Source organism: Streptomyces natalensis ATCC 27448, assembly GCF_000935125.1.
GTDB classification, from domain to species: domain Bacteria; phylum Actinomycetota; class Actinomycetes; order Streptomycetales; family Streptomycetaceae; genus Streptomyces; species Streptomyces natalensis.
Genome location: NZ_JRKI01000061.1, coordinates 139,454 through 166,362 on the forward strand (window position 1 = coordinate 139,454; position 26,909 = coordinate 166,362).

The window sequence follows — 26,909 nt, forward strand, 5'->3', positions numbered from 1 at the left end:
GGGGCGTCGCCGAAACCAGCGGAAGCCGACGCGAACGAGCAGAGCAAACCGCCGGAGCGAATCAGCGGCACCAAAGAACAGGAATCGCAAATCCCGGGAAATCCTACCGCGCGGAATATACTGGAACTTTCCAGAATGCACGGGAGACGAAGCGGGGAGGTTCCGGAGGCTCCGCAAGATCCGGACCTGGATTCCTCAGGAAACGACGACACGAAGGACGACGAACGACGAAGGGACGCCGAAGCGTCCCTTGCAGATCTTGAAGAGCGGCGGTGCCTCAAGCGGCTGGCGAGCAGCCCGTCCGGCCCTGGGGTTGGGGTCAGGTGAGCGCGGGCTCCGCCTGGGGTACGTCGATGTCCAGCATCGAGTCGTCGCGACGTGCGGCAGCCGACAGCATGTCGTTTTCGGCCTGCATCCGGATGAGTTCGGATTCAAGGTCTTGGACGCGCTGCTGAAGCCGTCGCATCTCGGAGAGGACTCGGGGGTCGGAGCCGCCGACGTAACCGAGAAGCGCCTTTGCCATGATGGATGGTCCTCCACACTGAGTGACCGACCGAAGCGGTGTGGGTCGTGAGGGATTCGCACCCGCGGTGCTTGTCATTACTGTTGTCTTCAATGCCAAACAGCTAAGGTGCGCGGGGATTCCAGAGTCTCACCAAAAGGTTTGAGGGTCAACACGATCACACCCCGTATCGTCGGGCGCCCGAGAGTGCGCGGCCGTCATGGCACTGCGCTCGCTCTCCAGAAAGGCCCCGCGGGGTGTGGAGATCATCCGTACAGCGGCAGCCTTGCACGGGTCGGCCGAGTTGGCAACCACCAGGCGTTATCTGTGGTGAGCGGCCGGCAAAGCCCTGGGCCGAAGATCATTTTTTGACGGCCGTACGGTGCGTTCCGGCGGCCGGTCAGCGGATTTCGAAGCCGTCGTAGCCGCCGCGGGGCGTGTCCCATATCTCAGTGACACCGTCGACGCGTCCGGGCGTGTCTCCGGTCCGCAGCCACTCCAGCAGCTCTTCGCACCGTTCCTTCGGGCCCTCGGCGACGACCTGGACGCGGCCGTCGCCGAGATTGCTCGCGAATCCGGCGAGTTCGCCGATGCGCAGGGCGTTGGCGCGGGTGAACCAGCGGAATCCGACTCCTTGGACGCGGCCGCGCACCCACGCGGTCACCCGGACGTCTTCGTTCATGTGTGCACGTTAACCGGCCAATTGCCGTTGAGGCACTTCGGGCCGGGACGTCATGGCGTACAGTCCCCCGACATCAGGACTCACCCTTTTGGGTGAGTTGTATTTGACGGTGAGGACGGAAGGAAGGCAGCGGATGGGCCGCCATCGACGTTCTGCTCCCCCTGCGCCCGACCGTGCGCCCGAACCCGTAGGTGGCCGGCCTGTTGACGCCCCAGCGCCGCGTTCGGCGCGGGCCGGCAGTGCACGGCACGCCGGTCATCGCGCGGGGCCCCGCCGCGGTACGGCGCCGGTGCGCACCGGGCTGCTCGGCGCGTCGGCCGCGGTGGCCATGGGAGCGGTGGCGGTGGCTTCCGGACTGATCCCGGGCGGCGGGCAGTTCGTGGTGGGCGGCGGTGAGCGCGGGGAGCGGGTGCGCGCCGATGTGCTGCCGCAGGCCGGGCCGCAGGGCGGGAATTCCGTGGTGCCGACGGACCGCGCCACCGATCCGGCGAGCCGTGGTACCGGGCGTACCGCGGTCCCGCACACCCGGCGGCCGTCGTCCGCGCCGTCCCCTTCGGCCTCGCCCGTCCCGCACCGCGGCACCAAATCCCCGGCCGCGGGCACGAGTTCGCCCAGCCCGTCGAAGAGTGCGGAGCCGACGGCGACGGCCTCGCCGACGCCCAGGACGTCCCCGTCGGCGTCGCAGAGCCCGGATCCGGAGCCGTCCGCAGCGGACCAGGTGCTCTCGCTGGTCAATCAGGAGCGTGCACGGGCGGGCTGCTCACCGCTGACCGCCGACCGGCAACTGGCGGGGCTGGCACAGGCCTTCAGCGACGATATGGCCGAGCGCGGCTTCTTCGACCACACCGACCCGGACGGCCACACGCCCTGGGACCGGGCCCGCGATGCGGACATCACGGAGCTGGGCGGCGAGAACATAGCCCGCGGCCAGGCCAATGCCCAGTCGGTGATGGACACCTGGATGACCAGTACGGGCCATCGCGAGAACATCCTGAACTGCGAGTACAAGACGCTCGGGGTGGGCGTGCACTTCGGGCCGGGTGGGCCGTGGTGGACGCAGGACTTCGGGTTCTGAGGCGCAGGGGTCCCGGGGCGTAGGGGTCCCGAGGCGTAGGGGTTCCGGGGCGTAGGGGTTCCGGGGCGTAGGGGTTCCGGGGCGTACGGGGGCGGGCCGGGCCCTCATCCGGTCGGCAGCGTGCCGCTCGTTCCCAGGGGCCGTGTCGATCAGGCGCCGCGTGCCGGCCGGGGCGGGCGCTGGCAGCGGGGGCAGAAGTAGCTGGAGCGGTTCATCCAGGGGCGGCGGCGGATGGGGGTGCCGCAGCGGCGGCAGGGTTCGTCCTCGCGTCCGTAGGCGTCCAGGGAGCGTTCGAAGTAGCCGGATTCGCCGTTGACGTTGACGTAGAGGCTGTCGAAGCTGGTGCCGCCGACGGCCAGCGCGGCGTTCATCACGTCCCGTACGTGGCCGAGCAGCTCGGCGGTGCGCGGGCGGGTGAAGGTGGCGGTGGGGCGGTCGTAGTGGAGCTTGCTGCGCCACAGGGCCTCGTCGGCGTAGATGTTGCCGACGCCGCTGATCAGGGACTGGTCGAGCAGCGCCCGTTTGATGGTGGTGCGGCGGCGGCGCAGCGCGGTGTGGAAGGCGTCGTCGTCGAAGGCCGCGTCGAGGGGGTCGCGGGCGATGTGGGCGATGACGTCGGGCAGGTGGTCGGGGTCGCCGGGGACGGTGTCGTGCAGGGAGAGGCCGCCGAAGGTGCGCTGGTCGACGAAGCGCAGCTCGGTGTCCAGGTCATCGGCGAAGCGGATGCGGATGCGCAGATGCTTCTCGTCGGGGGCGTCCTGGGGCTGGACCAGCAGCTGGCCGCTCATGCCGAGGTGGGCGAGGATCGCCAGGCCGTGGGTGACGGAGGGGGTGACGAGGGGGGCGATGCCCTCGGCGGCGGTCTGGGCGGCCGGGCCGCCGCCGGTCACCGGGAGCCAGAGGTATTTGCCGCGGCGGCGGGCGGTGCCCAGCCGCAGGCCGGTGAGGCGGTCGGCGAAGTCGGCGGGGCCGGCGGTGTGGCGGCGGATGGCACGCGGATGACGGACCTCGACGGAGTCGACGGTGCGGCCGGCGACCCAGCGCGTAAGGCCACGGCGGACGACCTCGACCTCGGGCAGCTCGGGCACGGGGGCTCCTCATGATCGGTCTCATGGTCGGTCCCGGGAAGAGGTCCCGGGAAGAGTCCGGGACGGCTTCCCGGGAAAGACCTCTGACCCCGTCCGGGGCGGCGCGCGGCCGTCCCGGACGGGGTCAGAAGGGGTGGTTCAGTGTGCCGACGACGGCCGGTCGCCGGAGGCCGGAGCCGGGGCCCCGTCCTTGGCGGTCGCGCCGTCACCGGAAGCCGCCTCGGCCGCTTCGTCCGCGGCGGCGCGGATGGCACGCCACGCGGACTCGGCCGCCTGCTGTTCGGCTTCCTTCTTGCTGCGGCCGGTGCCGGTGCCGTACGAGACACCACCGACGCGGGCGGCAGCAGTGAACGTTTTCTCGTGGTCCGGTCCGGTCTCGGTGACGAGATATTCGGGGACCCCGAGTCCTTCGGTGGCGGTCAGTTCCTGGAGGCTGGTCTTCCAGTCCAGGCCGGCGCCCAGGCTGGAGGACTTCTCGATCAGTGGGTCGAAGAGCCGGTGCACCAGCTCCCCGGCCGCTTCCAGGCCCTGGTCGAGGTAGACGGCGCCGATCACCGCTTCGAGGGTGTCGGCGAGGATGGATGCCTTGTCCCGGCCGCCCGTGCCCTCTTCGCCCCGGCCGAGGCGGATGAAGGCACCGAGGTCGAGGCCGCGGCCCACCTCGGCGAGCGCACGCGAGTTGACCACCGCGGCCCGCAGTTTGGCCAGCTGGCCTTCGGGCAGGTCGGGGTGGATGCGGTACAGCGTGTCGGTGACCACCAGGCCCAGCACCGAGTCCCCGAGGAACTCGAGCCGTTCATTGGTGGGCAGACCGCCGTTCTCGTATGCGTACGAGCGGTGCGTCAGCGCACGCACCAGAAGGGCGGACTCGAGCGTGTACCCGAGCCGCCCTTCCAGAAGCGTGTGGGACGAGGCCGTGTCCGCCGGAGGTTCGTCCCCGCGGTTGCGGGGGGACTGATTGGCGTCTGACATGAAGCCCGTCACCAGCCGCTCAGACCTCGAGGACCTGGCGCTTGTTGTAGGTGCCGCAGCTGGGGCACGCGATGTGCTGCTGCTTCGGCTCGTGGCAGCGCTCGCACGCCACCAGGGTGGGGACCGCAGCCTTCCACTGCGACCGGCGGTGACGCGTGTTGCTGCGCGACATCTTCCGCTTCGGAACGGCCACGGCTACTTCTCCTGTGTCAGAGGTTCGTCCCCGCTGTCGCGGGGTGAACGGTTGTCCTTCTCGTCGTCCTGGTCGGACCCGACGAGTCCCTGCAGTGCCGCCCAACGGCTGTCGACGGCGTCGTGGTGGTGGTCCGGGTCGTCCGCCAGCCGCGCTCCGCAATCGGAGCACAGGCCGGGGCAGTCGTCCTGGCACACCGGCTGCAGCGGCAGTGTGAGCACCACCGCATCCCGCAGCACGGGTTCGAGGTCGAACAGGTCGTCCTCGATCAAGAAGGTGTCTTCCTCGTCCTCGGCGTCGTCGCCGGATTCCGCGGTGCGGGTCCGGTCGTCGGCGTCGGGGTAGGAGAACATCTCCTGGAAGTCCGCGTCGAGCTCTCGCTCCAGCGGCTCCAGACACCTTACGCACTCCCCCTTGACGGCCGCACGGGCGGTACCTGTGACAAGTACCCCGTCCATGACCGCTTCCAGGCGGAGGTCGAGCTCGATCGGGGCGCGCTCGGGCACTCCGATGACCTCATTGCCGAGGTCACGGGGTGCCTCGACGGTGCGGGAGAGCCGCTTGAGCGTGCCGGGACGACGACCCAGCTCGCGTGTGTCGAACACGAGCGGGGCACGGTGGTCGAGGCGGGCGTTGATGGCTTCCTGCTTTCTTTACTGCGCTACGAGCCGCCCGATACCGGCTGGAGGGGTCCGGCTGGATATGCGGGCAGCACTGATCGCGAATGTAGAGGCGACCGAACAGCCAGGATACTGGACGTGCCCCGATAGGCCCAATCCGCTTCCGGCCGTTGTGCGGGCGCCGGTCGGCGGGCCGGCCGTGGCGGCTACTGACGCCGCTGTTCGTACTGCTCCTCGTACTGCCGGATCTGGTCGATATTGATCATGCTGGTGTCGAAGAGGCTGGTCTCGTCCAGCGCCCCGGCCTGCGCATGCGGGTCCTGGGGGGCGTGCGGGGGCTGCGGGGGCTGCGGGGGCATCTGCTGCGGGAGGTAGGCGTTCGGGTCGTAGCCCTGCTGCTGGGCCTGCTGCTGCCAGTCGTAGCCGTAGGGGTCCTGGGGGTGCTGTGCGTAGAGGTCCTGCTGGGGCTGCTGGTAGGCGTAGGCGTCCTGCTGCTGGTAGGCCGCCGGGTCGTAGTAGCCCTGGTGGAGCGGGTCCTGCTGGAGCTGCTGGGGATCCTGGAGTTGCTGGGGGTCCTGGAGCTGCTGGAGCTGCTGGGGATCCTGGAGTTGCTGGGGGTCCTGGAGCTGCTGGAGGTCTTGGAGCTGCTGGGGGTCCTGCGGCTGCTGCGGGGCCTGGAGGGTGGGCTGGGGCGCCGCCTGGGGCTGCTGCGGGTCCTGGGCGGTGCCGGCGCCGATGCCCGCCAGTTCGGCGAGGTATTCGGCGTCCGCCTGCGGCTGAGCGGTCTGCGGGTCGCCCGCCGTCGCCATGTGCACCCCGAGCTCATCGATGGCGCGGGCGCCCTGGAGCTTGTCGCGGCCCCGGCCGACCGCTTCCAGCGTCTTGGTCAGGACGGCCTGGAAGGCGCCGAACTTGGCGTCCACATAGGCGTCGGCGCGCCGTGTGAGGGTCTCGGGGTCGGCGCTGCGCTCGGGGGCCTCGGTGTCCTCGTAGCCCTGTTCGTCCAGCCCCGGGCCGCGGCCGAGCAGTTTTTCGCGGCCGCGGTCCACGGAGCCGATGGTCTTGGTGAGGACGACCTCGAAGTTGGCGAGTTTGGAGTCGACGTAGTCGTCGGCCTCGGCGCGGATCTCCTCGGCCTCGCGGCGGGCCTCGGCCAGGATCCGGTCGGCCTCGTCCTGGGACTGGCGGGCCACCTCGGTGTCGGAGATCAGGGAGCCGCGCTGGGCGTGTGCGGACTCGATGATCCGCTCCGCCTCGGCCCGTGCCTCCTCGACCATCTGCTCCCGTCCGCCGAGCAGCTCCTGTGCCTGGGCGAGGGAGCCGGGCAGGGCCGCCCGTAGCTCCTCGAGCAGGGCGAGCAGGTCGGCGCGGTTGACCACGCACGAGGCCGACATGGGCATGGACCGGGCGCTGCTGACGGTCGAGACGATGTCGTCGAGCTTCTTCTGCACGTCCACCTTGGACTCGCCACTCTCTGAAGGGATGGAACGAGGGAACGGGACGACTGTACGGCCACGGGGCGCCGGCCCGACACCTTCCGGCTCACCACCCGAGGGCCCGTCAGGAACGCTTTTCGCGCAGCCGCTCGGTCAGGGCCTCGAGGACGACCGGCGGGACCAGGTGGGAGACGTCGCCGCCCCAGGTGGCAACCTCCTTGACCAGGCTGGAGGACAGGAAGCTGTAGGTGGGGTTGGTGGGGACGAAGAGAGTCTCCACGCCGGAGAGGCCGTTGTTCATCTGGGCCATCTGGAGCTCGTAGTCGAAATCGCTGACGGCTCGCAGGCCCTTGACGATGGCCGGAATGTCGCGCTGCTTGCAGAAGTCGACGAGCAGGCCGTGGAAGGCTTCGACCTCGACGTTGCCGTATTCGGCGGTGGCCCGGCGGATCAGGTCGATGCGCTCTTCGACGGTGAACAGGCCCTGCTTCGACTGGTTGATCATCACGGCGACGTGGACGACGTCGTACAGCTTTGAGGCACGGGCGATGATGTCCAGGTGCCCGTTGGTGACGGGGTCGAACGACCCCGGACAGACGGCGCGGCGCAACTTCGTCTCCTCGCTCTGCGGTCCGGTCATGCTGTGCGGTCCGGTCATGATGCGTGTTCCGACGTCGGGTCGGCGGACGTCGAAGCGGCGCGACCGTACCAAAGCGTTGCCTCGCCGTAACGGCGGGCCTTGAGCGCTTCGAATCCGTCCGGCCAGGGGAAGGTGCCGCTTCTGGTGCTGCGTTCCACGGTGACGAGTGCGTCGTCCGCAAGCCACCCCTGACCACGGAGTGTGAGCAGGATCTCGCGGAGATCGGCTTCGGTGGCGGCGTAGGGCGGGTCCAGGAAGGCGATGTCGTACGGGGCGCCGGGGGGCGGGCCTGCGGCGGTCTGCTCGGCCTTGCCGGTGCGCAGTTCGGCGCCGGGCAGGCCGATGGCGCGGATGTTGTCGCGGATGGTGCGGGCGGCGCGGGGGTCGGCCTCGACGAGCAGGACGTGGGCGGCGCCGCGGGAGAGCGCCTCCAGGCCGACGGCGCCGGAGCCGCCGTACAGGTCCAGGACCCGGGCGCCGGTGAGCGGGCCGTCGAGCGCCTCCCAGGTGGAGAACAGGGCCTCGCGGGCCCGGTCGGAGGTGGGGCGGGTGCCGTTTCCCGGTGGTACGGCCAGGCGGCGGCCGCCGGCCGTACCGGCGATCACGCGGGTCATGGGCCCGTCCTTACGTGGTGCGTGGGGTGGAGGTGGTGCGGGGAGCCGGTCGGGCTCGGCTCCCACGATATTCCGTCCCCGCGCGGTGGGTGCCCGGCTCGCGCTCCCGGCGCCGCGGGGGCGGGGTGATCGTTCTCACGCCGCTTGCGCGCGGGCTTTCCGGGCCGGCCGCCCGGTCCGTCGCCTCGTTTGCCCGACCTCCTGCGCCTCGCTTCCTCATCCCTTGTCCAGATACTGCTCCCGTTCGTCGTCCAGCAGGGCCGAGAGCGCGGTGCGCAGTTCGGGGTAGCCGGTGAGGTCGGGATCGGCGGTGACGAGGGCGGTGGCCTCGTCCCTGGCGGCCGCGATGACCTCCTCGTCGTCGATGACCGCGAGCATCCGCAGCGAGGAGCGGACGCCGGACTGTGCCTGCCCCAGGACGTCGCCCTCGCGGCGCTGTTCGAGGTCGATACGGGAGAGTTCGAAGCCGTCGAGGGTGGCGGCGACGGCGGCGAGCCGGGCGCGCGCCGGGCTGGCCTCGGGCATCTCGCTGACCAGCAGGCACAGGCCGGGGGCGGAGCCGCGGCCGACCCGGCCGCGCAGCTGGTGCAGCTGGGAGACGCCGAAGCGGTCCGCGTCCATGATCACCATGGCGGTGGCGTTGGGGACGTTGACCCCGACCTCGATGACGGTGGTGGCGACCAGCACGTCGAGCGCGCCGGCCGCGAACTTCTGCATGACCGCGTCCTTGTCGTCGGGCGCCATCCGGCCGTGCAGCACCGCCACCTTCAGGCCGGACAGGGGGCCCTTGGCGAGCCGGTCGGCGATGTCCAGGACGGCCAGCGGCGGCCGCTTCTCCTCCGCGTCCTCCGGTGAACCGGCCTCCTGCGCGGCCCCCTTGGCGCTCTTGGTGCCCGCTTTCGGGGCGTCCTCCTCGTCGCCGATGCGCGGGCAGACGACATAGGCCTGGTGGCCGGCGGCCACCTCTTCGCGGACCCGTTCCCAGGTGCGCTCCAGGAAGTGCGGCTTGTCCTTGGCGGGGACCACATGGCTGGCGATCGGCGAGCGTCCGGCGGGGAGTTGGTCCAGTACGGAGGTCTCCAGATCGCCGAAGACGGTCATGGCGACCGTGCGGGGAATGGGCGTGGCGGTCATCACCAGCAGATGCGGGGGCTGGGTGCCCTTGCCGCGCAGGGCGTCGCGCTGCTCGACGCCGAAGCGGTGCTGTTCGTCGACCACGACCAGGCCCAGGTCGTGGAACTGCACTTTGTCCTCGATCAGGGCGTGGGTGCCGACGACGATGCCGGCCTCGCCGGTGACCAGGTCGAGCAGCGCCTGGCGGCGGGCCGCGGCGCCCATGGAGCCGGTCAGCAGCACCACCTTCGTGCCGTGTTCGGCGCCGCCCAGCAGTCCTCCCTCGGCCAGCTCGCCCATCATCTCGGTGATCGAACGGTGGTGCTGCTGGGCCAGTACTTCGGTCGGTGCGAGCATCGCGGCCTGGCCGCCGCTGTCGACGACCCCGAGCATGGCGCGCAGCGCGACCATGGTGTTGTGGGTGACGGTGAAGTGGTCGGTCACATAGGCGTGGTCGGGGTGGGCGACGCTGATGCACTGGACGGGTTTGCGGCCGACGTGCTCGATGGCCCGGACGTGGCGGCGGAAGCCGACGGGGCCCGGGCCGCTGCCGTCGGGGGACGCGGCGTCGGGCAGCGCCACGAACACGTCGTGGGCGCCGTCGCGTACGGGGATCTGCCGGGCATGGCCGCCGACGGAACGCACCAGCCAGGCGAGGTCGTCGGCCAGCGGGCCGGGCGCGGCGCGGAATACGGCGTTGGCGCCGGCGGGCCGTCCTCCGGTGTCCATCAGGCCGCGCACCAGGGCGAGGCGGTCCTTGAGCGGGGCGTTGCGGTAGGCGTCCGGTACGCGGCCGGCCGGGCCGTCGGCGCGCCGCCCGGCCAGCTCCGTGCCGAGGACGTACGGGTCGAGCGGCCGGTCGTCGCCGCCGTCGAGGTCCACCGGGGTGGCGGGCGCGATGGACCACTTGGGGCGGCCGTCGGGGTGCAGCAGATCGGCGCGCAGTGCGCGGGTGGTCAGCACCCGCTCGTCCGTATGGCGGGAGGCGACGATCCACAGGTGCTCGTCATCGCACTCCACGGCGCTGCCGTCCGACAGCTCCAGCCGCCACACGTCCCGTTCGCCCTGGGGGAAGACGCCGTCGACGAAGGCGCGCTCGCCGCTGGGGACCACCACCTCGGTGCCGACGGTCATCTCCCCCATCGGCCGGAAGCCCTGCGGCGTCAGCACCAGGGCGTCCAGCGGCTGGGCCTTGCCGGAGCCCACTTCGCCCTGGAGGAGGCGGTGCATGGGGTGGCTGGTGGCCAGGTCGTCGAAGATCTCGCGGCTGACGCGCTGCTGGCCGTCGGTGAGGGTGAACGGCAGTTTGGCGTCGAAGGCGTCGAGCAGTCCGTCGGCCTTCAACGCCCTCGGGACGGCGGGGAGTTGGGTTTCGGCCAGGCGCCGGCGGGCCAGCGCGACCTGGAGGACGAATGCCTCGTCCCACTTGAGGCGGGCGCGGGCGTCGGCGATATCGGCCTTGGTGCGCGGCCGGTGGATCGTGTGCAGCGCATCGGGGAGCGGGAGCAGATCGCGGCCTTCGCGCAGCGCGTCGGGCAGCGGGTCGACGGCGTCCTTGGCGCTGGGCAGTACCGCGTCCACGGCCTTGGCGATCTTCCAGGAGGCCATCTGCTGACAGGCCGGGTAGATCGGCATGAGCTGGTTGGCGAAGGCGCTGACCGCGTCGGCCCCGGAGTCGTCGCCGTCCTTGTCCAGGAGCTGGTATTCCGGATGGGCAAGCTGGAGTCTGCGGTTGAAGACGGAGACCTTGCCGGCGAACATCGCGCGGCGGCCGGGCAGCAGTTCCTTGTGGGGTTTGTGGACGCCCTTGCCGAAGAACACCAGCCGCAGCCGGCCGCTGCCGTCGGTGAGGGTGACCTCCAGGCGTTTGCCGCGGCCGCCGTTGAAGGTGTGGACGCGGGCGTCGGCGACCTGGGCGACGACGGTGACGTGTTCGTCCATCGGCAGCTCGGCGAGGCGGGTGAGCTCGCCGCGCTCGGCGTAGCGCCGGGGGTAGTGGTGCAACAGATCGCCGACCGTTTCCAGGCCGAGGTGCTCGGCCAGCACTTTCGCGGTGCTGCCGCCGAGGATCTTCTTCAGGGGTTCGTCGAGCGCTGCCACACCCTTATTGCACACCACGGCTCTGACATCCGGGGCGTGCCGACGCTGTCGCCGGTGGTTTGCCCGCGGTTGGCGGTCCTACTCGACGCCGATGAGCAGCGGCGCCGCATGCTGGCCGCCTTCGTAGACGACGGTGTCGACGGCGAGATAGCGCTCGCGGACGTGCTGTTCCAGCCGTTCGGCCAGGGCTGCGGGAACGCCGTCGCCCAGGACGAGGGTGACCATTTCGCCGCCCGCGGAGAGCATCCGGTCGAGCACCGTCATGGCGGTGGCGGCCAGCTCGGCGCCGATCACCGCGACATCGCCGTCGATCAGGCCGAGGACGTCGCCGGCCTGGCAGACGCCGGCCATCGTCCACGACTGGCGTTCGGCGACGGCCAGCTCGGCGTAGCGGGTGGCGCCGGCGGCCGCGGTCATGGCGACGACGTCCTCGTCGAAGCTGCGGTCGGGTTCGTGGACGGCGAGGGCGGCGATGCCCTGGACCGCGGAGCGGGTGGGGATCAGGGCGACGCGGACGCCTTCGGTGCGGGCCTGTTCGGCGGCGGCCGCGGCGGTGTGCCGCAGGTCGGGGTCGTTGGGCAGCAGCATCACCTCGCGGGCGTGTGCCTGGCGGATGGCCTGGACCAGTTCGCCGCTGGCGGGCGGTTCGCCGGGGCGTACGGAGACGGTGGTGGCGCCCGCCTCGGCGCACAGTCCGGCGAGCCCGGCACCGGGGACGACGGCGACGACGGCCCGGGCGGCCAGCTCGGGTTCCCTGGTGCGGGCGGCGCCGCCGAAGTGGGTGATGGCGATGCGGTAGGGGCGGCCGGCCTCGATGCCGGCCTCGACGGCGGCGCCCGCGTCGTCGGTGTGGACGTGGACGTTCCACAGGCCGTCGCCGCCGACGACGACCAGGGAGTCGCCCAGGGCGTCGAGGCGGGTGCGCAGCCGGGCCACGGCGGCGTCGTCGGCCTCCAGGAGGTAGATCACCTCGAAGGCGGGGCCGTCCTCGTCGGCGTCCGCGCAGCCGTCCACCTCGTGCCGGGTCGCCTCGCGGCCGCCGGCCTCCGGGAGCGGGGCGTCGGCCCGCAGGGCGACGGGTGCCGCCGTCGCCTCGCCGGACAGGGCGTCGGCGAGGGCGCCGAGCAGGGCGACCAGGCCGCAGCCGCCGGCGTCCACGACGCCGGCCCGGCCGAGGACCGCGAGCTGGGCGGGGGTGGCCTTCAGGGCGGTGCGGGCGCCGTCGTGGGCGGCCCGTGCGACGGCGGCGGCGTCCCCGGCGGCGGCTTCGGCGGCGGTGGCGGCGGCGGTGGCGACGGTCAGGACGGTGCCCTCCACGGGGTGGGCGACGGCCTCGTAGGTGGAGGCGGCGGCCCTGCGCAGGGCGCTGCGCAGCGCCTCGGGCCCGCCGTCGGCCCCGCCGCCCGCCGCCAGGACCTCGGTCATCCCGCGCAGCAGCTGGGCGACGATGGTGCCGGAGTTGCCGCGGGCGCCGATGAGGGCGCCGTGGGCCATGGCGCCGATGGCGTCGGCCAGGCAGGGTGCGGTTCCGGTGGAGGCGTGGCCGTCGAAGGCGGCCTCGACGGCGCGGGTGGCGGATTCGAGGGTCAGGTAGAGGTTGGTGCCGGTGTCGCCGTCGGCCACCGGGTAGACGTTGATCGCGTCGATCCGCTCGCGCTGCCGGCCGAGCGCTTCCAGGGCCAGCCCGCACCAGGCGCGTACCGCGGCGGCGTCGAGCGGGTAGGGCACATCGTCCTCCTGGATCGCGGGATGCACCGCACAGTAGCCGCGCTCCACAACCGGGGGCGGGGCGGGTGCCGGGGGCTGCGTGATAGTTTCGTTCTACGGGAGCGGCCGTTGTATGCTGCTCCGGTTGCCCGATGAAAGTCGGGCCATTCCTCTCCTGACGACGCCGGTAAAGGCCATGCACTCGGCCCGTCGGGATTTCACCGTAAGTGCATCTGAAGTCTTTGGAGTGACCCGTGGCTGCCAACTGCGACGTCTGCGGCAAGGGGCCGGGCTTCGGCAAGAGTGTCTCGCACTCGCATCGCCGTACCAACCGTCGTTGGAACCCCAACATCCAGACGGTTCGTGCAGTGATCGGGCGCACGCCGAAGAAGCTGAACGCCTGCACCTCGTGCATCAAGGCCGGCAAGGTCTCGCGCTGACGCGTTCGCCTTAGCGCAGCCCAGCCGGTTGCTTGTGAAGCCGGTCCACCCGTCGGGTGGGCCGGCTTTTGCCGTTCCCGGGGGTGAGTTCAGCCGCGCAGGCGCCAGCCGTGGTCGACCGGGCCGATGCCCGCGCCGAGCCGGAATCCGGCCGCGATGGCGCCGGTGACGTACTCCTTGGCCGCGGCGGCGGCCTGCGGGACGGTGTCGCCCTTGGCGAGCTGTGCGGCGATCGCGCTGGCGAGGGTGCAGCCGGTGCCGTGGGTGTGCCGGTTGTCGTGGCGCGGGGCGCGCAGCCAGTGTTCCTCGCGGCCGTCGGTGAGCAGATCGACGGCCTCCCCGGCGGCGGTGTCCGCCGTCAGGTGGCCGCCCTTGACGAGCGCCCAGCGCGGCCCGTGGTCGAGGACCGCGGCGGCCGCCCGCCGCAGATCGGCCTCTTCGCGGACGTGTACGCCGGTGAGCTGGGCGACCTCGTCCAGGTTGGGGGTGGCGACGGTGGCGGTCGGCAGGAGTTTGGTGCGGACCGCGTCCAGGGCGCTCTCGGCCAGCAGCGGGTCTCCGTGCTTGGAGACGCCGACGGGGTCGATGACGACGGGGACGTCGAGGTCGGCGAGGAGCGCGGCGACGGTTTCGACGAGTGCGGCCGAGGAGAGCATGCCGGTCTTGACGGCCTGGACGCCGATGTCGTCGACGACGCTGCGGAACTGGGCCCGTACGGCCTCGGCGGGCAGTTCCCACGCGCCCTGCACGCCGAGCGAGTTCTGGGCGGTGACGGCGGTGAGCACGCTCATGCCGTGGGTGCCGAGCGCCAGCATCGTCTTGAGGTCGGCCTGGATGCCGGCGCCGCCGCCGGAGTCGGATCCGGCGACGGTGAGCGCGCGGGGAGGTGTGGGCATACCGCCGAATCTACTCGCCCTCCCGTCACCCGACCTCCGCCCCCAGAAGACGCCGCTACGCGCCGCCGCCTCTACTCGTTGTCCCCGAAGTGGTCCCAGCCGGCCTTCGCCCAGGGGGCGCCGTCGACGGTGACCTGCGGCAGCGCGGAGGGGTTGAGGACCTCGCCGATGACCTTCCAGCGGGCGGGCAGCTTCACGTCGGGCGGGAAGGTGGCCACGATCGCGTGGTCCTCGCCGCCGTTGAGCACCCACTGCATGGGGTCCACGCCGACCGCGGTGCCGATGTCGGACATCTGGGAGGGGATGTCGATGGCGGCGGAGCGCAGATCGATACGGACCTTGCTGGCGTCGGCGATGTGCCCGAGGTCGGCGACCAGGCCGTCGCTGACGTCGGTCATGGCGGTGGCGCCCAGTCCGGCGGCGGCGGGGCCCGCGTGGTAGGGCGGCTCCGGCCGGCGGTGTGCCTCGACGAAGGCGCGCGGTGAGCGGAATCCGCGGGTCAGGACGGCGTGCCCGGCGGCGGACCAGCCCAGCCAGCCGGTCACCGCGACCACGTCGCCGGGCTGGGCGCCGCCCCGGGTGACCGGTTCGGCGTTGCGCAGATCACCGAGGGCGGTGATGGCGACGGTGATGGTCTCGCCGCGTACGACATCGCCGCCGACGACCGCGGCGCCGGCCACCTGGCATTCGTCGCGCAGCCCGTCCATCAGCTCGGTGGCCCAGGTGGCGGGGAGTTCCGCGGGGACGACCAGGCCGAGCAGGATCGCGGTGGGCACCGCGCCCATGGCCGCGATATCGGCCAGATTCTGTGCGGCGGCCTTGCGGCCCACGTCGTAGGCGGTCGACCAGTCGCGACGGAAGTGCCGGCCCTCCAGGAGGACGTCGGTGCTGGCCACCACCCTCCGGTCGGGCGCGGTGACCACCGCGGCGTCGTCCCCCGGACCGATGCGTACGGCCGGGGTGGAGGTGAGCCGGGCAGTGAGCTCCCTGATCAGCCCGAATTCCCCCAGCTCGCCCACGGTGCCCTTCATGCTGTTGCCCTTCCCCTGCGTACGGACCGTCCGTACTGGTCTGACGAGTGCGCCGCATGTGCCGCTTTCACCGCGCGGGTCTCCCCGCTCCGCACGGTGACGCGGTACCGTGGCGTCCCTTCTTCCCACATGATCCCGGTAGCCGCCCTGGAGGTCCCGTGGTACAGGCGTACATCCTGATCCAGACCGAGGTCGGCAAGGCCTCCGCGGTGGCGGAGGTGATCGCGCAGATCCCCGGCGTGCTCCAGGCCGAGGACGTGACCGGACCCTATGACGTGATTGTGCGGGCACAGGCCGACACGGTGGACGAGCTCGGCCGCATGGTGGTCGCCAAGGTCCAGCAGGTGGAGGGGATCACGCGGACCCTCACCTGTCCGGTGGTTCATCTGTAGCTCCCCGTATGCTCGGCCGGGTGATGACTGCGCGCCGCCGGTACCTGGCCCTGCCTGTGCTCACCGTGCTGTTCGCGGCGGTGGGCTGTGCTTCGTCGGATGTCGATGTGCCCTCCCCGGTGGGTGAGGCGGCGCACCACTGCCGGGCGCTCCACCGGCAGTTGCCGAAGACCGTGGACGGGATCGAGCGGGGCACCGCCGAGCCCGTCTCCGACTTCACTGCCATATGGGGCGATCCTGCCGTGACGCTGCGCTGCGGGGTGAGCAAGCCCGACGTCCTGACGTACGGGAGTGAACATTACAACCCCACGGCCGACGCGGCGGCGGTCGACGGTGTGCAGTGGCTGTTCGAGAAGCGGGACGACGGTTACCGCTTCACGACCGTGCTGCGCAAGGTCTATGTCGAGGTGACCGTGCCGGGGAAGTACGCCCCCGAGGTCAATGTGCTCACCGACCTCGCGGGCGCCGTCAAGAAGACCATCCCGGCTGGCGTGTAGCCGCGCCCTGCGGACAGACCGGCGTCAGCGCAGCCCGGTGGAGCGGTTCAGCGCCGCCTGGAGCAGCCGGTCGATCAGCTCCGGGTAGCTCACACCGCTCTCCTGCCACATCCGCGGGTACATCGAGATGGGCGTGAAGCCGGGCAGGGTGTTGATCTCGTTGATCACGAACTCGCCGTTGTCCTGGAGGAAGAAGTCGGCGCGTACCAGGCCCTCGCAGGACGCCGCCTCGAAGGCTTCGACGGCCAGTTCCTGGACCTTGGCGGTCTGCTCGGCGGTCAGCGGGGCGGGCACGATGCCGTCCGCCGAGTCGATGTACTTGGCCTCGAAGTCGTAGAAGTCGTGCGCGGTGACCGGCGGGATCTCGGCCGGGACGCTGGCGCGCGGGCCGTCCTCGAACTCCAGCACCCCGCACTCGATCTCGCGGCCGCGCAGCAGCGCCTCGACGATGACCTTGGGGTCGTGGCGGCGGGCCTCCTCGACGGCCTCGTCCAGGCCCGCGAGGTCGTCGACCTTGGTGATGCCGATGGACGAGCCGGCCCGTGCGGGCTTGACGAACAGCGGCCAGCCGTGTTCGCCGGCGAAGTCCACGATCTTCTTGCGGGCGGCCGCAGGATCCTTTTCCCACTCGCGGGGCCGGATGACCTCGTACGGGCCGACGGGCAGCCCGAAGGAGGTGAAGACCCGCTTCATGTAGTCCTTGTCCTGGCCCACGGCGGAGGCGAGGACGCCCGAGCCGACGTAGGGGATGCCGGAGAGCTCCAGCAGGCCCTGGAGGGTGCCGTCCTCGCCGTAGGGGCCGTGCAGGACGGGGAAGACGACGTCGACCTCGCCGAGCGCCTTGGGCACCGAACCGGGCTCGGTGTAGACGACCTCGCGGCTGGTCGGGTCGACCGGCAGCACCACGCCGCCCTCGGCGGACTCGGCGAGCGCGGCCACGCTGGGCAGCTGCCGCCCGGCGATGGCCATCCGCTCGGGATCGTCGGCGGTCAGCGCCCAGCGGCCGTCCGTGGTGATGCCGATGGGCAGCACCTCGTACTTGTCGCGGTCGATGGCGCGCAGCACGGCTCCGGCGGTGAGTACGGAGATGGCGTGCTCGGAGCTGCGGCCGCCGAAGACGACGGCGACGCGGGGCTTGTGGGAGGAGGTCTGGCTGCTCATAACGCGTTGAGAGTACCTGCTGGCAAGCCTGGAGTCAGTGCTGCGGGGCCGGGTCGTACCGGCGCAACCCACAACGGCCCCGCCCCGGCCCGCCCCGCCGCGGGGCATACGTCGGTGCTTGGCACCGCGTCGTCCGCCGGACGGGCCCCGGCTGCTTCAGTGCCGCTCCGGCTTGGCGGTGCGCGCCATCAGGTCCTTGAGGGCGACCATCGGCGGTTTGCCCTCGTGGACGATCTCCACGACGGTCTCGGTCAGCGGCATGTCGACGCCGTGCCGGCGGGCCAGATCCCGTACGGACTCGCACGACTTGACGCCCTCGGCGGTCTGCTTGGTGACCGCGATGGTCTCCTCAAGCGACATGCCGCGGCCGAGGTTGGTGCCGAAGGTGTTGTTGCGCGACAGCGGCGAGGAGCAGGTGGCGACGAGGTCGCCCATGCCGGCCAGGCCCGCGAAGGTGTGTGCGTCGGCGCCCATGGCCAGGCCCAGCCGGGTGGTCTCGGCCAGACCGCGGGTGATCAGGGAGGCTTTGGCGTTGTCGCCCAGGCCCATGCCGGTGGCGATGCCGACGGCCAGCGCGATGACGTTCTTGACGGCGCCGCCCAGTTCGCAGCCGACCACGTCGGTGTTGGTGTACGGGCGGAAGTACGGGGTGTGGCAGGCGGTCTGGAGGCGCCTGGCGACGTTCTCGTCGACACACGCCACGACGGCGGCCGCGGGCTGGCGGGCGGCGATTTCCTTGGCGAGGTTGGGGCCGGTGAGGACCGCGACGCGCTCCGCGGGCACCTTGGCGACCTCCTCGATGACCTCGCTCATGCGCTTGGCGGTGCCCAGTTCGACGCCCTTCATCAGGGAGACCAGGACCGTGTCGTCGGCGAGCAGGGGCGCCCATTCGGTGAGGTTGGCGCGCAGCGTCTGCGAGGGGACGGCAAGGATGGTGAAGTCGGCGCCGCGGGCGGCTTCCGCGGGGTCGGTGGTGGCCCGTACGGCGGCAGGCAGGGTGACCCCGGGCAGGTAGTCGGGGTTGGTGCGGCCGGTGTTGATGGCCTCGACGACGGCGGCGCGGCGGCCCCAGAGGGTCACCTCGCATCCCGCGTCGGCGAGCACCATCGCGAAGGCGGTGCCCCAGGACCCCGTGCCGAAGACGGCGCAGCGCGTCACTTGCTGTCATCCTCCTGTGCCTGCTGGGTGCTTTGGGTCTGGTGGGCGGCGGGGGCCTGCTGCGTGAGGGCCACCGCGTCGCTGCCGGCGGGCTCGATGAGGGCGTTGGCGGCGGCCTTGGCGGCCTCGCGGGCGGCGCGGCGCTCGCGGGCGATGGCCTTGCGGTAGTCGTACGGTTCGGCGGGCGCGGGCTCGTCGCGCAGCAGGGCCAGCTGCTCGGTGATGGCGGCCATGATGGTCTCGGTGACGGCGCGCAGCACCTCGGCGGTGGGCTCCTTGCCGTGGAACGCGCTCAGGTCGACCGGCGGTCCCGCCTGGACCTTGAGTGTTTTGCGGGGGAAGAGCCGGAGCTTCTTCTCCTTGGCGTACGGCGGCATCGCGTCATTGGCGCCCCACTGGGCGACGGGAATGACCGGGGCCTTGGTCAGCAATGCCACGCGGGCGGCGCCGGTCTTGCCCTGCATGGGCCACATGTCGGGGTCGCGGGTGAGGGTGCCCTCGGGGTAGAAGGCGACGCATTCGCCCTTCTCGATGGCGGTGACGGCGGCACGGAAGGCGTTGGCCGCGTCGGTGGTTTCGCGGTAGACGGGGATCTGTCCGGTGCCGCGCATCATCAGGCCGACAAAGCCGCTCTTGAAGAGACCGGACTTGGCGAGGAATCGCGGGACCCGCCCGGTGTTGTACTGATAGTGCGCGTAGGAGAGCGGGTCGAGATACGAGTTGTGGTTCACCGCGGTGATAAATCCACCCTCGGCGGGAATGTGCTCCATTCCTCGCCAGTCCCGCTTGAACAGAACCACGAGCGGCGGTTTGCAGATGACCGCGGCCAAGCGGTACCAGAAGCCGATTCTGCGGCGGGACACTTGGACACCCTCCTTGTGGGACCTGTGAAGCTGCGCCGGGCCGGCAGCCGCACAAGTGTCGCTCCAGGTACCCGCTATGTCGAGAACACCGTAACCCCGCCGCCGGCGGGCGTCGGCGGGTGCGGGGGAGAATGAGGGCGATGACAGGAGACGGAGCGGTTACGGGCTGGAGCCTGGTGGTGCCGCTGAAACCGCTGGTGCGGGCCAAGAGCAGGCTCTCGCAGGCGGCCGGGGAGGACGTACGGCCCCGATTGGCCCTGGCGTTCGCCCTGGACACCGTGGCCGCGGCGCTGGCCTGCACCGATGTGCGCGATGTGGCGGTTGTCACGGACGATCATGTGGCCGGGGAGCGCCTGGCGGCCCTGGGGGCACGGATCGTGCCCGACACACCGGGAGGCGGTCTCAACGCCGCGCTGGCGCACGGCGCCCGGGCGGTACGGGCGCGTCGGCCCGGTGCCGCGGTGGCGGCCCTGAACGCGGATCTTCCGGCGTTGCGTCCGGCCGAGCTGGAACTGGTGCTCCATTCCGCCGCGCTATTTCCCCGTGCATTTCTCGCGGATGCGGCGGATATCGGGACAACACTTCTCACTGCGCGGTGCGGAGTGGAATTGGCACCGGCATTCGGCGGTGCTTCGCGGCTGCGTCACCTGGCGTCCGGGGCGCGGGAGATCACCGCGCTCGGGGTGCCGTCGGTGCGGCGGGACGTGGACACCGGTGAGGATCTGCGGGCGGCGCTGGCGCTGGGCGTGGGCCCGCATACGGCCGTGCAGGTGCGGGGGGCGGTGATCGGCGCTCAGGCGGCCGCAGGCGGGCCTGAGGGGCCGGTGGGGCCCCGGGGGCCCGTGGAGCCTCAGGGGCCGCTGTCGCCCGGAGTCAGAGCGTCTGGAGGGTGATGAGCACGATCCTGCGGCCTTCGGCGCCGCCCTCTGCGACGCCGTCGCCCGCGCCGGGCTCACCTTCGAACTCGATGCGGACGCGCTGACCGGGCCGCAGCAGCCGCAGCCCGCCGGCGTCGAAGGCCGCCGCGTCGAAGGGCAGCGGGGTGCCGTCGTCGAGCAGCACGCTGCCGGAGCGGGTGGCGTCGTCGTAGGTGTATGCGGTGGCCTGCATGACGGAAAGCCTAGTTCAGGGCGGTGTGCGCGCATGCACCGCGGGCCGGGCTCCCCGGAGGGAGACCGGCCCGGCGCCCGGCGTCTTGGCCGTTTACCGCTTGCGGGCGGTGGTCTTCTTGGCGGTGGTCTTGCGCGCCGTGGTCTTCTTCGCCGGCGCCTTCTTCGCCGTCGCCTTCTTGGCGGGGGCGGTCTTCTTGGCGGTGGCCTTCTTCGCCGTCGCCTTCTTCGCGGCCGTGGTCTTCTTCGCCGCGGCCTTCGCGGGGGCCTTCTTCGCCGTTGTCTTCTTGGCGGTGACCTTCTTCGCGGCCGTGGTCTTCTTCGCCGCGGCCTTCTTCGCCGTTGTCTTCTTGGCGGCGGCCTTCTTGGCGGTGGCCTTCTTCGCGGCCGCCTTCTTGATGGCGGTGCCGCCGGTGAGGCTGCCCTTGGGGGCCTTCTTGACGGAGACCTCGCCGCCCTTGGGGAGCTTCTTCGAGCCGCTTACGAGGTCCTTGAAGCCCTGGCCGGCGCGGAATCGCGGCACCGAGGTCTTCTTGACCCGTACGCGCTCCCCCGTCTGCGGGTTACGGGCATAGCGGGCCGGCCGGTCGACCTTCTCGAACGAGCCGAATCCGGTGACCGAAACGCGGTCGCCGCTGACAACTGCACGGACGATTGCGTCCAGTACCGCGTCCACCGCGTCCGCGGCGTTCTGGCGGCCGCCGAGCTTGTCGGCAATGGCTTCTACGAGCTGCGCCTTGTTCACGTCTTCCCCTTCGGAGACATTGCTGGAACGAAAGTTTCCAAGCTTTTTCGCACGTTAGGCAGATACATACCGCAAATCAAACACGAAACGGGCTAATCACCCTTGTGCCGCAACAAACTCGACCTTCACGGACTTCCGTCGCGGTGCACGTCTTCGGGATAACGACCTTCATCGAGGTCTTGCATGAACCACTCCAGACGCCTTGCCGCGTCCGCAAGATCGTGTTTTGCCGCGGCCGTGATGACGAGCAGCTTCCGGGTCAGCGCCATCCGTACGCCCTCCGGGACTTGCAGTGTCCGCACCCTTGCGTGTGCGTCCTTGAGTCGGTCGGCGACGAAGCCGTAGAGCTCGAGTTGGCCGTCGCGTTCCATGCGCTAATTGTGCCATCTGCGGCGAGTTGTCGCTTCACGGGGCCTCAACAGCCGCCTGGACAAGCCGATGCGCCCCCTGCCAACTGCACAGGGGGCGCATCGTACGCAATAACTCTTTGAGCCAAAAGCCGAGGTCAGACCTCGAGGGTTCGCGGCTTGAAGGACGGGCGATTCGCCTCGTACGTCACGATGGACGACTCCTCCCGGAGAGTGAGGCTGATGTCGTCCAGCCCCTCCAGCAGCCGCCAACGCGCGTTCTCGTCCAGCTCGAAGTCCGCGGTGATGCCCTCGGCGCGCACCTGGCGGGCGACCAGGTCGACGGTGACCTCGGCGGTGGGGTCGGCCTCCGCCAGCTTTTGCAGCGCCTCGACGGTCTCCTGCGGCAGGACCACCGTCAGCAGGCCGTTCTTGAGGGAGTTGCCGCGGAAGATGTCTGCGAAGCGCGAGGAGATGACGGCCTTGAAGCCGTAGTTCTGGAGCGCCCAGACGGCGTGCTCGCGCGAGGAGCCGGTGCCGAAGTCGGGGCCCGCCACCAGGACGGTGGCGCCGTTGTACGCCTCCTGGTTGAGGACGAACGCCGGGTCCTTGCGCCAGGCCTCGAACAGCCCGTCCTCGAAGCCGTCGCGGGTGACCTTCTTCAGCCAGTGGGCCGGGATGATCTGGTCGGTGTCGACGTTGCTGCGGCGCAGCGGGACGGCCCGGCCGGTGTGGGTGGTGAAAGCTTCCATGGTTCAGACTCCCGCGGGCGTGGCGACGGCGACGTCAGAGAGATCGGCCGGTGAGGCCAGATGGCCGAGAACCGCCGTTGCAGCGGCCACCTGCGGCGAGACCAGGTGGGTGCGGCCGCCCTTGCCCTGGCGGCCCTCGAAGTTGCGGTTGGAGGTGGACGCGGAGCGCTCACCGGGCGCCAGCTGGTCGGGGTTCATACCCAGGCACATCGAGCAACCCGCGTGCCGCCATTCGGCCCCCGCCGCGGTGAAAACCTTGTCCAGGCCCTCGGCGACGGCCTCCAGCGAGACCCGGACCGAACCGGGCACGATCAGCATCCGTACGCCGTCGGCGACCTGGCGGCCCTCCAGGACGGCCGCCGCGGAGCGCAGGTCCTCGATGCGGCCGTTGGTGCACGAACCTACGAAGACGGTGTCCACGGTGATCTCGCGCAGCGGCTGACCGGCGCTCAACCCCATGTATTCCAGGGCCTTTTCGGCGGCCATCCGCTCCGAGGCGTCCTCGTACGAAGCCGGGTCGGGGACGCTGGCCGAAAGCGGCGCACCCTGGCCGGGGTTGGTGCCCCAGGTGACGAACGGCGACAGCGCGGAGGCGTCGATGTGCACCTCGGCGTCGAATACCGCGTCGTCGTCGGTGCGCAGCGTCTTCCAGTACGCGACCGCGGCGTCCCAGTCCTCGCCCCGGGGGGCGTGGTCGCGGCCCTGGAGGTAGTCGAAGGTGGTCCGGTCGGGGGCGATCATGCCCGCCCGCGCACCGGCCTCGATCGACATGTTGCAGATGGTCATCCGGGCTTCCATCGACAGTTTCTCGATGGCCGGGCCGCGGTATTCCAGGACGTAGCCCTGGCCGCCGCCGGTGCCGATCCTGGCGATGATCGCCAGGATGAGGTCCTTGGCGGTCACGCCCTCGGGCAGTTCGCCGTCGACGGTGATCGCCATGGTCTTGAACGGGGCCATCGGCAGCGTCTGGGTGGCCAGGACGTGCTCGACCTGGCTGGTGCCGATACCGAAGGCCAGGGCGCCGAAGGCTCCGTGGGTGGAGGTGTGGCTGTCACCGCAGACCACGGTGGTGCCGGGCTGGGTCAGTCCCAACTGCGGTCCCACCACGTGGACAACGCCCTGCTCGACATCGCCCAGCGGGTGCAGCCGGACGCCGAACTCGGCGCAGTTCTTGCGCAGCGTCTCCAGCTGGGTGCGCGAGACCGGGTCGGCGATCGGCTTGTCGATGTCGAGGGTGGGGGTGTTGTGGTCCTCGGTGGCGATGGTCAGGTCCGTGCGGCGCACCTGGCGGCCGGCCTTGCGGAGGCCGTCGAACGCCTGCGGGCTGGTGACCTCGTGCAGCAGGTGCAGATCGATGAAGAGGAGGTCGGGCTCGCCTTCCGCGCGCCGGACGACATGGTCGTCCCAGACCTTCTCCGCGAGTGTCCGTCCCATCGCTTTCCCTCCGGCCGGCCGCTTTGCCGGCCTTGCTCGTCCATGCGCGATGCCCGCGGAAATCCCCTTGGCGGGCCTGACGCCGGGCCCTGGTCGAGGGCCACATCTACAGACTGACGACTTCCCTGGAAAATTGAACTTGCGTTTCACAGTGTGAGACGCAAGTATCGTTGCATGGACAACTCTAGCGGCGTCGGCGTTCTCGACAAGGCGGCTCTCGTACTGAGCGCTCTGGAGTCCGGTCCGGCCACCCTCGCCGGGCTGGTCGCGGCGACAGGGCTTGCACGACCCACGGCCCACCGGCTGGCCGTGGCACTGGAACACCACCGGATGGTGGCGAGGGACATGCAGGGCCGGTTCATCCTGGGCCCGCGGCTGTCGGAGCTGGCCGCGGCGGCCGGCGAGGACCGTCTGCTGGCCACCGCCGGCCCGGTGCTCACCCACCTGCGCGATGTGACGGGCGAGAGCGCCCAGCTCTACCGTCGGCAGGGCGATATGCGTATCTGCGTGGCGGCGGCGGAACGGCTGTCCGGACTGCGGGACACCGTCCCGGTCGGCTCCACGCTGACCATGAAGGCCGGCTCCTCGGCCCAGATCCTGATGGCCTGGGAGGAGCCCGAGCGGCTGCACCGCGGCCTCCAGGGCGCCCGCTTCACGGCCACTGCGCTCTCGGGCGTGCGGCGCCGCGGCTGGGCCCAGTCGATCGGCGAGCGCGAGCCCGGCGTGGCCTCCGTCTCCGCGCCGGTACGCGGCCCCTCCAACCGCGTGGTCGCCGCCGTCTCGGTCTCCGGACCCATCGAGCGCCTGACCCGCCACCCGGGCCGGATGCACGCCCAGGCGGTCATCGACGCCGCCGCCCGCCTCTCCGAGGGCCTGCGGCGTGGCTGACGCGGCACGCCACATCGGGGTGGGCCGGGGCAGGAGCCGTTGTCGGTCGCTGTGGCGGCCCCGTACGGCATGATCCGTACGGGGCCCCCTCCGGCGCTCAGGCCCCCAGCCGGTCGGCGGCCCGCTCCCCGCGGCGCCCGACCGGCACCACGCCCCGGACCGCCCCCAGCCCGTGGGGCGGCATATTGGCGTAGATGCTCTCGTACGAGCCCGCCGGGACGGCATAGGTCTCGTGCCAGAAGCCGACCTTGGCCCGGCCCGCCCGCGCCCGCCGGTTGTACGCCGTCCAGGCCGGCCGGTGCTCGCCGCCCCGGTCGACGGCGTAGGCCAGCAGCTTGTCCTTCGATTCCCAGTACTGGAGCACCGCGAAGTTCCGCAGCCCCGGCAGGAACCGGTACCCGAGCATCCCCCGCTTCCGGTCCCGCGCCTGCTCCTTGATCATCCGCGGCATCGCCAGCACCACGGGCAGCCAACTGCGCACCGCCCACCAGCTGTTGATCCGCATACCGACGAGGAAGACCACCGCCTCCCCGTCGCCGTCCGCCGTCATCCGCCCCTCAATCGGCTTGCCACTCATGACAGCCCCCTTCGTCATGCCGCTTCGTCGTGGCGCGAGACCACCGGGCACTCCTCGGCGCGCCCGGTGGCTATTGGATACCGTCGCTATCCACTCTTAGATAGTGACACTCTCCAAGCCTGGCACGCAAGGGAACGGCCGGGAAACATCCAGCAGAGCGTCGGGGGCGTACGCACACGGCCCGGGTCGGCGCGGCCTGGCGCCGCCATCTCGAAGTCGCGACTGCCACCCGCCCCTTCGGCGTGCCCGTCGGCGCCATCGCCGCGCCGCACCGCCCCGACCGCGCCCCAACAAGCGCTTCGGCGGCGGCAGTTGAACGCGAGAAGGCCCCCCGCATGATGCGGGGGGCCTTCTTCTCTGTACCCCCGACCGGATTCGAACCGGCGCTACCGCCTTGAGAGGGCGGCGTGCTAGGCCGCTACACAACGGGGGCAAGTCTTGCTGCAGTTGAGATTCTCGTCTGCAGTTGAGCCTGTCGCGAAGGACATGCTGCGCTGGGCTACCAGGACTCGAACCTAGACTAAATGAACCAGAATCACTCGTGCTGCCAATTACACCATAGCCCATGGTGGTTTAGACCAGTACCCCCGACCGGATTCGAACCGGCGCTACCGCCTTGAGAGGGCGGCGTGCTAGGCCGCTACACAACGGGGGCCCTAGCGATCCTCAACATCGTCGCATCCGGGAGCGACCCGGAGGAGACGGAGTGAAAGGATCTGTACCCCCGACCGGATTCGAACCGGCGCTACCGCCTTGAGAGGGCGGCGTGCTAGGCCGCTACACAACGGGGGCCCTAGCGATCCTCAACATCGTCGCATCCGGGAGCGACCCGGAGGAGACGGAGTGAAAGGATCTGTACCCCCGACCGGATTCGAACCGGCGCTACCGCCTTGAGAGGGCGGCGTGCTAGGCCGCTACACAACGGGGGCTTTGCAGATGAGCTCTGCGAGCTGGCCTACCAGGACTCGAACCTAGACTAACTGAACCAGAATCAGTCGTGCTGCCAATTACACCATAGGCCATCAAAATGCAACCCCCGGTGATGGGGGCCGTATTTGACTCGCGCTTCCCGGCCGGACCTTTCGGCCCTCTCGGGCGGCGCAGGAAGAACATTACCTGATCGCGGACGGCGCACCAAAACCGATAACTCCGCGCAACAGCTCGGGCAGCTCGCCGAGGCCCGCGATCCGTCGCACTCCGGGCGGCGGCTCCTCCCCGTTGCCGCTGCGGTCCAGCCAGACGGCGGCCAGGCCGGCGTCCCGGGCACCCAGCGCGTCGATGTCGAGCCGGTCGCCGACGTAGACCACTTCTTCGGGCGGCAGGCCGAGCGTGTCACAGGCGGCCGCGAACGCCTCCGGCTCGGGTTTGGCGTGCCCCAGCTCATCGGAGCACAGCACCGCCTCGAAGTACCCGCGGATTCCCAGGGCGCGCAGCTTTCGCTCCTGACTGGCGGTCCCGGAGTTGGACAGCACCGCCTGCCGCACCAGCGGCGCCAGCGCCTCCAAGGCGGGCGCGGAGTCCGGGAAGAGCACCCAGGACGCTTCGTAGTGCGCCACGTACCGCCCGAACCAGGCGTCCGCCTCGTCGTCGGAGAGCCCGATACCGAGAAACGTCCGGGCGCGCTCCCGGCGGTGCTCCAGGAATTCCAGCTCACCGGCGAGGAACCGGGCGAACGCACGCTCCATGGCCGCCTGCCACCGCGCCAGCGCGGCCTCCTCGCCGCCGTAGGCAGCCGTCAGCCCTTCCGCTTCGAGGTGCCGCAGGACGCCGGCGCGGTCCGATCCCGTGTAGTCGAAGAGGGTGTCGTCGAGGTCCCAGAGGACGGCGCGGAGGGGCATGGGGCCAATCTAACGAGGCGGCCCCGTGCGGGGTGGGCG

General features: G+C 70.9%; 29 protein-coding genes and 6 tRNA genes. 6 read left to right on the top strand and 29 right to left on the bottom strand.

What is annotated here, in order from left to right:
* Positions 1-319: 319 nt before the first annotated feature.
* Positions 320-523, bottom strand: a complete 204-nt coding sequence (locus SNA_RS31340; RefSeq protein ID WP_006602857.1) for a hypothetical protein — start codon at positions 521-523, stop codon at positions 320-322.
* 379 nt (positions 524-902) lie between these two features.
* Positions 903-1,184: an acylphosphatase gene (locus SNA_RS31345; RefSeq protein ID WP_030071739.1), complete on the bottom strand. Its 282-nt coding sequence runs from the start codon at positions 1,182-1,184 to the stop codon at positions 903-905.
* Positions 1,185-1,317: 133 nt separating this feature from the next.
* On the opposite strand from SNA_RS31345, the gene SNA_RS31350 reads away from it, so the two are divergent.
* Entirely contained in the window at positions 1,318-2,259 is a 942-nt protein-coding gene (locus SNA_RS31350; RefSeq protein WP_078970337.1) for a CAP domain-containing protein, read from the top strand.
* A gap of 149 nt (positions 2,260-2,408) precedes the next feature.
* Here the strand turns inward: SNA_RS31350 and mutM are convergent, their stop codons facing one another.
* From mutM to SNA_RS31395, 9 genes are all read right to left on the bottom strand, one after another.
* Positions 2,409-3,347 carry a bifunctional DNA-formamidopyrimidine glycosylase/DNA-(apurinic or apyrimidinic site) lyase gene (gene mutM, locus SNA_RS31355; RefSeq protein WP_044367877.1) on the bottom strand — a complete coding sequence of 313 codons (939 nt, stop codon included), beginning with the start codon at positions 3,345-3,347 and terminating at the stop codon, positions 2,409-2,411.
* Between the two features lie 138 nt (positions 3,348-3,485).
* The gene (rnc, locus tag SNA_RS31360) at positions 3,486-4,319 is read right to left on the bottom strand and encodes a ribonuclease III (RefSeq protein ID WP_030071742.1); all 834 of its coding nucleotides are present in this window, start codon (positions 4,317-4,319) and stop codon (positions 3,486-3,488) included.
* Between the two features lie 19 nt (positions 4,320-4,338).
* Positions 4,339-4,512 (bottom strand): 50S ribosomal protein L32, encoded by a 174-nt coding sequence (rpmF, locus tag SNA_RS31365; protein WP_003951102.1) that lies wholly within the window; start codon positions 4,510-4,512, stop codon positions 4,339-4,341.
* Positions 4,513-4,514: 2 nt separating this feature from the next.
* Positions 4,515-5,117, bottom strand: coding sequence for a YceD family protein (locus tag SNA_RS31370; RefSeq protein WP_241779924.1), 603 nt, complete (start codon positions 5,115-5,117; stop codon positions 4,515-4,517).
* A gap of 221 nt (positions 5,118-5,338) precedes the next feature.
* Complete coding sequence (locus tag SNA_RS31375; RefSeq protein ID WP_044367881.1) at positions 5,339-6,589, bottom strand: ATP synthase F0 subunit B; 1,251 nt, start codon at positions 6,587-6,589, stop codon at positions 5,339-5,341.
* A 103-nt stretch (positions 6,590-6,692) separates the two neighbouring features.
* The gene (gene coaD, locus SNA_RS31380) at positions 6,693-7,178 is read right to left on the bottom strand and encodes a pantetheine-phosphate adenylyltransferase (RefSeq protein ID WP_198535176.1); all 486 of its coding nucleotides are present in this window, start codon (positions 7,176-7,178) and stop codon (positions 6,693-6,695) included.
* Positions 7,179-7,222: 44 nt separating this feature from the next.
* Positions 7,223-7,822 (bottom strand): 16S rRNA (guanine(966)-N(2))-methyltransferase RsmD, encoded by a 600-nt coding sequence (rsmD, locus tag SNA_RS31385; protein ID WP_044367882.1) that lies wholly within the window; start codon positions 7,820-7,822, stop codon positions 7,223-7,225.
* A 216-nt stretch (positions 7,823-8,038) separates the two neighbouring features.
* The gene (locus SNA_RS31390; RefSeq protein ID WP_044367883.1) at positions 8,039-11,035 is read right to left on the bottom strand and encodes a helicase-related protein; all 2,997 of its coding nucleotides are present in this window, start codon (positions 11,033-11,035) and stop codon (positions 8,039-8,041) included.
* Positions 11,036-11,113: 78 nt separating this feature from the next.
* Positions 11,114-12,790: a DAK2 domain-containing protein gene (locus SNA_RS31395; RefSeq protein WP_420823530.1), complete on the bottom strand. Its 1,677-nt coding sequence runs from the start codon at positions 12,788-12,790 to the stop codon at positions 11,114-11,116.
* Positions 12,791-12,996: 206 nt separating this feature from the next.
* Here SNA_RS31395 and rpmB point away from each other — a divergent pair, with 206 nt between their 5' ends.
* A complete protein-coding gene (gene rpmB / locus SNA_RS31400) occupies positions 12,997-13,182 on the top strand; it encodes a 50S ribosomal protein L28 (protein WP_006602870.1) in 186 nt (61 codons plus the stop codon).
* 89 nt (positions 13,183-13,271) lie between these two features.
* On the opposite strand, the gene thiD is transcribed toward rpmB, so the two are convergent.
* Together thiD and SNA_RS31410 are read right to left on the bottom strand one after the other, a co-directional pair.
* Positions 13,272-14,078 carry a bifunctional hydroxymethylpyrimidine kinase/phosphomethylpyrimidine kinase gene (thiD, locus tag SNA_RS31405; RefSeq protein ID WP_044367884.1) on the bottom strand — a complete coding sequence of 269 codons (807 nt, stop codon included), beginning with the start codon at positions 14,076-14,078 and terminating at the stop codon, positions 13,272-13,274.
* 71 nt (positions 14,079-14,149) lie between these two features.
* Positions 14,150-15,109, bottom strand: coding sequence for a thiamine-phosphate kinase (locus SNA_RS31410; protein ID WP_030071753.1), 960 nt, complete (start codon positions 15,107-15,109; stop codon positions 14,150-14,152).
* A 158-nt stretch (positions 15,110-15,267) separates the two neighbouring features.
* Between SNA_RS31410 and SNA_RS31415 the strand changes: the two genes are divergently transcribed.
* Both SNA_RS31415 and SNA_RS31420 read left to right on the top strand, forming a co-directional pair.
* Positions 15,268-15,501, top strand: coding sequence for an Lrp/AsnC family transcriptional regulator (locus SNA_RS31415; RefSeq protein ID WP_030071754.1), 234 nt, complete (start codon positions 15,268-15,270; stop codon positions 15,499-15,501).
* Between the two features lie 23 nt (positions 15,502-15,524).
* Positions 15,525-15,998, top strand: coding sequence for a DUF3515 domain-containing protein (locus SNA_RS31420; protein WP_241779925.1), 474 nt, complete (start codon positions 15,525-15,527; stop codon positions 15,996-15,998).
* Between the two features lie 24 nt (positions 15,999-16,022).
* On the opposite strand, the gene SNA_RS31425 is transcribed toward SNA_RS31420, so the two are convergent.
* The 3 genes from SNA_RS31425 to SNA_RS31435 all read right to left on the bottom strand — a co-directional run bounded on the left by SNA_RS31425 (position 16,023) and on the right by SNA_RS31435 (position 19,180).
* Positions 16,023-17,159 (bottom strand): D-alanine--D-alanine ligase family protein, encoded by a 1,137-nt coding sequence (locus SNA_RS31425; protein ID WP_030071758.1) that lies wholly within the window; start codon positions 17,157-17,159, stop codon positions 16,023-16,025.
* Positions 17,160-17,315: 156 nt separating this feature from the next.
* On the bottom strand, positions 17,316-18,317 hold the full coding sequence (locus SNA_RS31430) for an NAD(P)H-dependent glycerol-3-phosphate dehydrogenase (protein WP_030071760.1): 1,002 nt from the start codon (positions 18,315-18,317) through the stop codon (positions 17,316-17,318).
* On the bottom strand, positions 18,314-19,180 hold the full coding sequence (locus SNA_RS31435) for a lysophospholipid acyltransferase family protein (RefSeq protein ID WP_030071762.1): 867 nt from the start codon (positions 19,178-19,180) through the stop codon (positions 18,314-18,316). Before SNA_RS31435 ends, SNA_RS31430 begins: the two co-directional genes overlap by 4 nt.
* A 140-nt stretch (positions 19,181-19,320) precedes the next feature.
* Here SNA_RS31435 and cofC point away from each other — a divergent pair, with 140 nt between their 5' ends.
* Entirely contained in the window at positions 19,321-20,073 is a 753-nt protein-coding gene (gene cofC, locus SNA_RS31440) for a 2-phospho-L-lactate guanylyltransferase (protein WP_078970338.1), read from the top strand.
* Here cofC and SNA_RS31445 read toward each other — a convergent pair.
* From SNA_RS31445 to leuC, 5 genes are all read right to left on the bottom strand, one after another.
* Positions 20,054-20,290: a hypothetical protein gene (locus tag SNA_RS31445; protein ID WP_044367885.1), complete on the bottom strand. Its 237-nt coding sequence runs from the start codon at positions 20,288-20,290 to the stop codon at positions 20,054-20,056. The two genes, cofC and SNA_RS31445, sit on opposite strands and share 20 nt — an antisense overlap.
* Before the next feature lie 93 nt (positions 20,291-20,383).
* Positions 20,384-21,034, bottom strand: coding sequence for an HU family DNA-binding protein (locus SNA_RS31450; RefSeq protein WP_030071768.1), 651 nt, complete (start codon positions 21,032-21,034; stop codon positions 20,384-20,386).
* A 125-nt stretch (positions 21,035-21,159) separates the two neighbouring features.
* Positions 21,160-21,405, bottom strand: a complete 246-nt coding sequence (locus SNA_RS31455) for an SCO5555 family protein (protein ID WP_030071770.1) — start codon at positions 21,403-21,405, stop codon at positions 21,160-21,162.
* A 134-nt stretch (positions 21,406-21,539) separates the two neighbouring features.
* Entirely contained in the window at positions 21,540-22,133 is a 594-nt protein-coding gene (gene leuD / locus SNA_RS31460) for a 3-isopropylmalate dehydratase small subunit (protein WP_030071772.1), read from the bottom strand.
* A 3-nt stretch (positions 22,134-22,136) separates the two neighbouring features.
* Positions 22,137-23,567, bottom strand: coding sequence for a 3-isopropylmalate dehydratase large subunit (gene leuC, locus SNA_RS31465; protein ID WP_030071774.1), 1,431 nt, complete (start codon positions 23,565-23,567; stop codon positions 22,137-22,139).
* Between the two features lie 174 nt (positions 23,568-23,741).
* Between leuC and ndgR the strand changes: the two genes are divergently transcribed.
* Positions 23,742-24,455: an IclR family transcriptional regulator NdgR gene (ndgR, locus tag SNA_RS31470; protein ID WP_030071776.1), complete on the top strand. Its 714-nt coding sequence runs from the start codon at positions 23,742-23,744 to the stop codon at positions 24,453-24,455.
* Between the two features lie 97 nt (positions 24,456-24,552).
* On the opposite strand, the gene SNA_RS31475 is transcribed toward ndgR, so the two are convergent.
* The 8 genes from SNA_RS31475 to SNA_RS31510 form a co-directional block, all read right to left on the bottom strand.
* Positions 24,553-25,032: a DUF4188 domain-containing protein gene (locus tag SNA_RS31475; RefSeq protein ID WP_030071777.1), complete on the bottom strand. Its 480-nt coding sequence runs from the start codon at positions 25,030-25,032 to the stop codon at positions 24,553-24,555.
* 360 nt (positions 25,033-25,392) lie between these two features.
* Positions 25,393-25,465, bottom strand: a tRNA-Glu gene (locus SNA_RS31480).
* Between the two features lie 61 nt (positions 25,466-25,526).
* Positions 25,527-25,598, bottom strand: a tRNA-Gln gene (locus SNA_RS31485).
* A 16-nt stretch (positions 25,599-25,614) separates the two neighbouring features.
* A tRNA-Glu gene (locus tag SNA_RS31490) sits at positions 25,615-25,687 on the bottom strand.
* Positions 25,688-25,751: 64 nt separating this feature from the next.
* Positions 25,752-25,824, bottom strand: a tRNA-Glu gene (locus SNA_RS31495).
* A gap of 64 nt (positions 25,825-25,888) precedes the next feature.
* Positions 25,889-25,961, bottom strand: a tRNA-Glu gene (locus SNA_RS31500).
* 21 nt (positions 25,962-25,982) lie between these two features.
* A tRNA-Gln gene (locus SNA_RS31505) sits at positions 25,983-26,054 on the bottom strand.
* A 90-nt stretch (positions 26,055-26,144) separates the two neighbouring features.
* The gene (locus SNA_RS31510) at positions 26,145-26,870 is read right to left on the bottom strand and encodes an HAD family hydrolase (RefSeq protein ID WP_030071778.1); all 726 of its coding nucleotides are present in this window, start codon (positions 26,868-26,870) and stop codon (positions 26,145-26,147) included.
* Between the last annotated feature and the right edge of the window lie 39 nt (positions 26,871-26,909).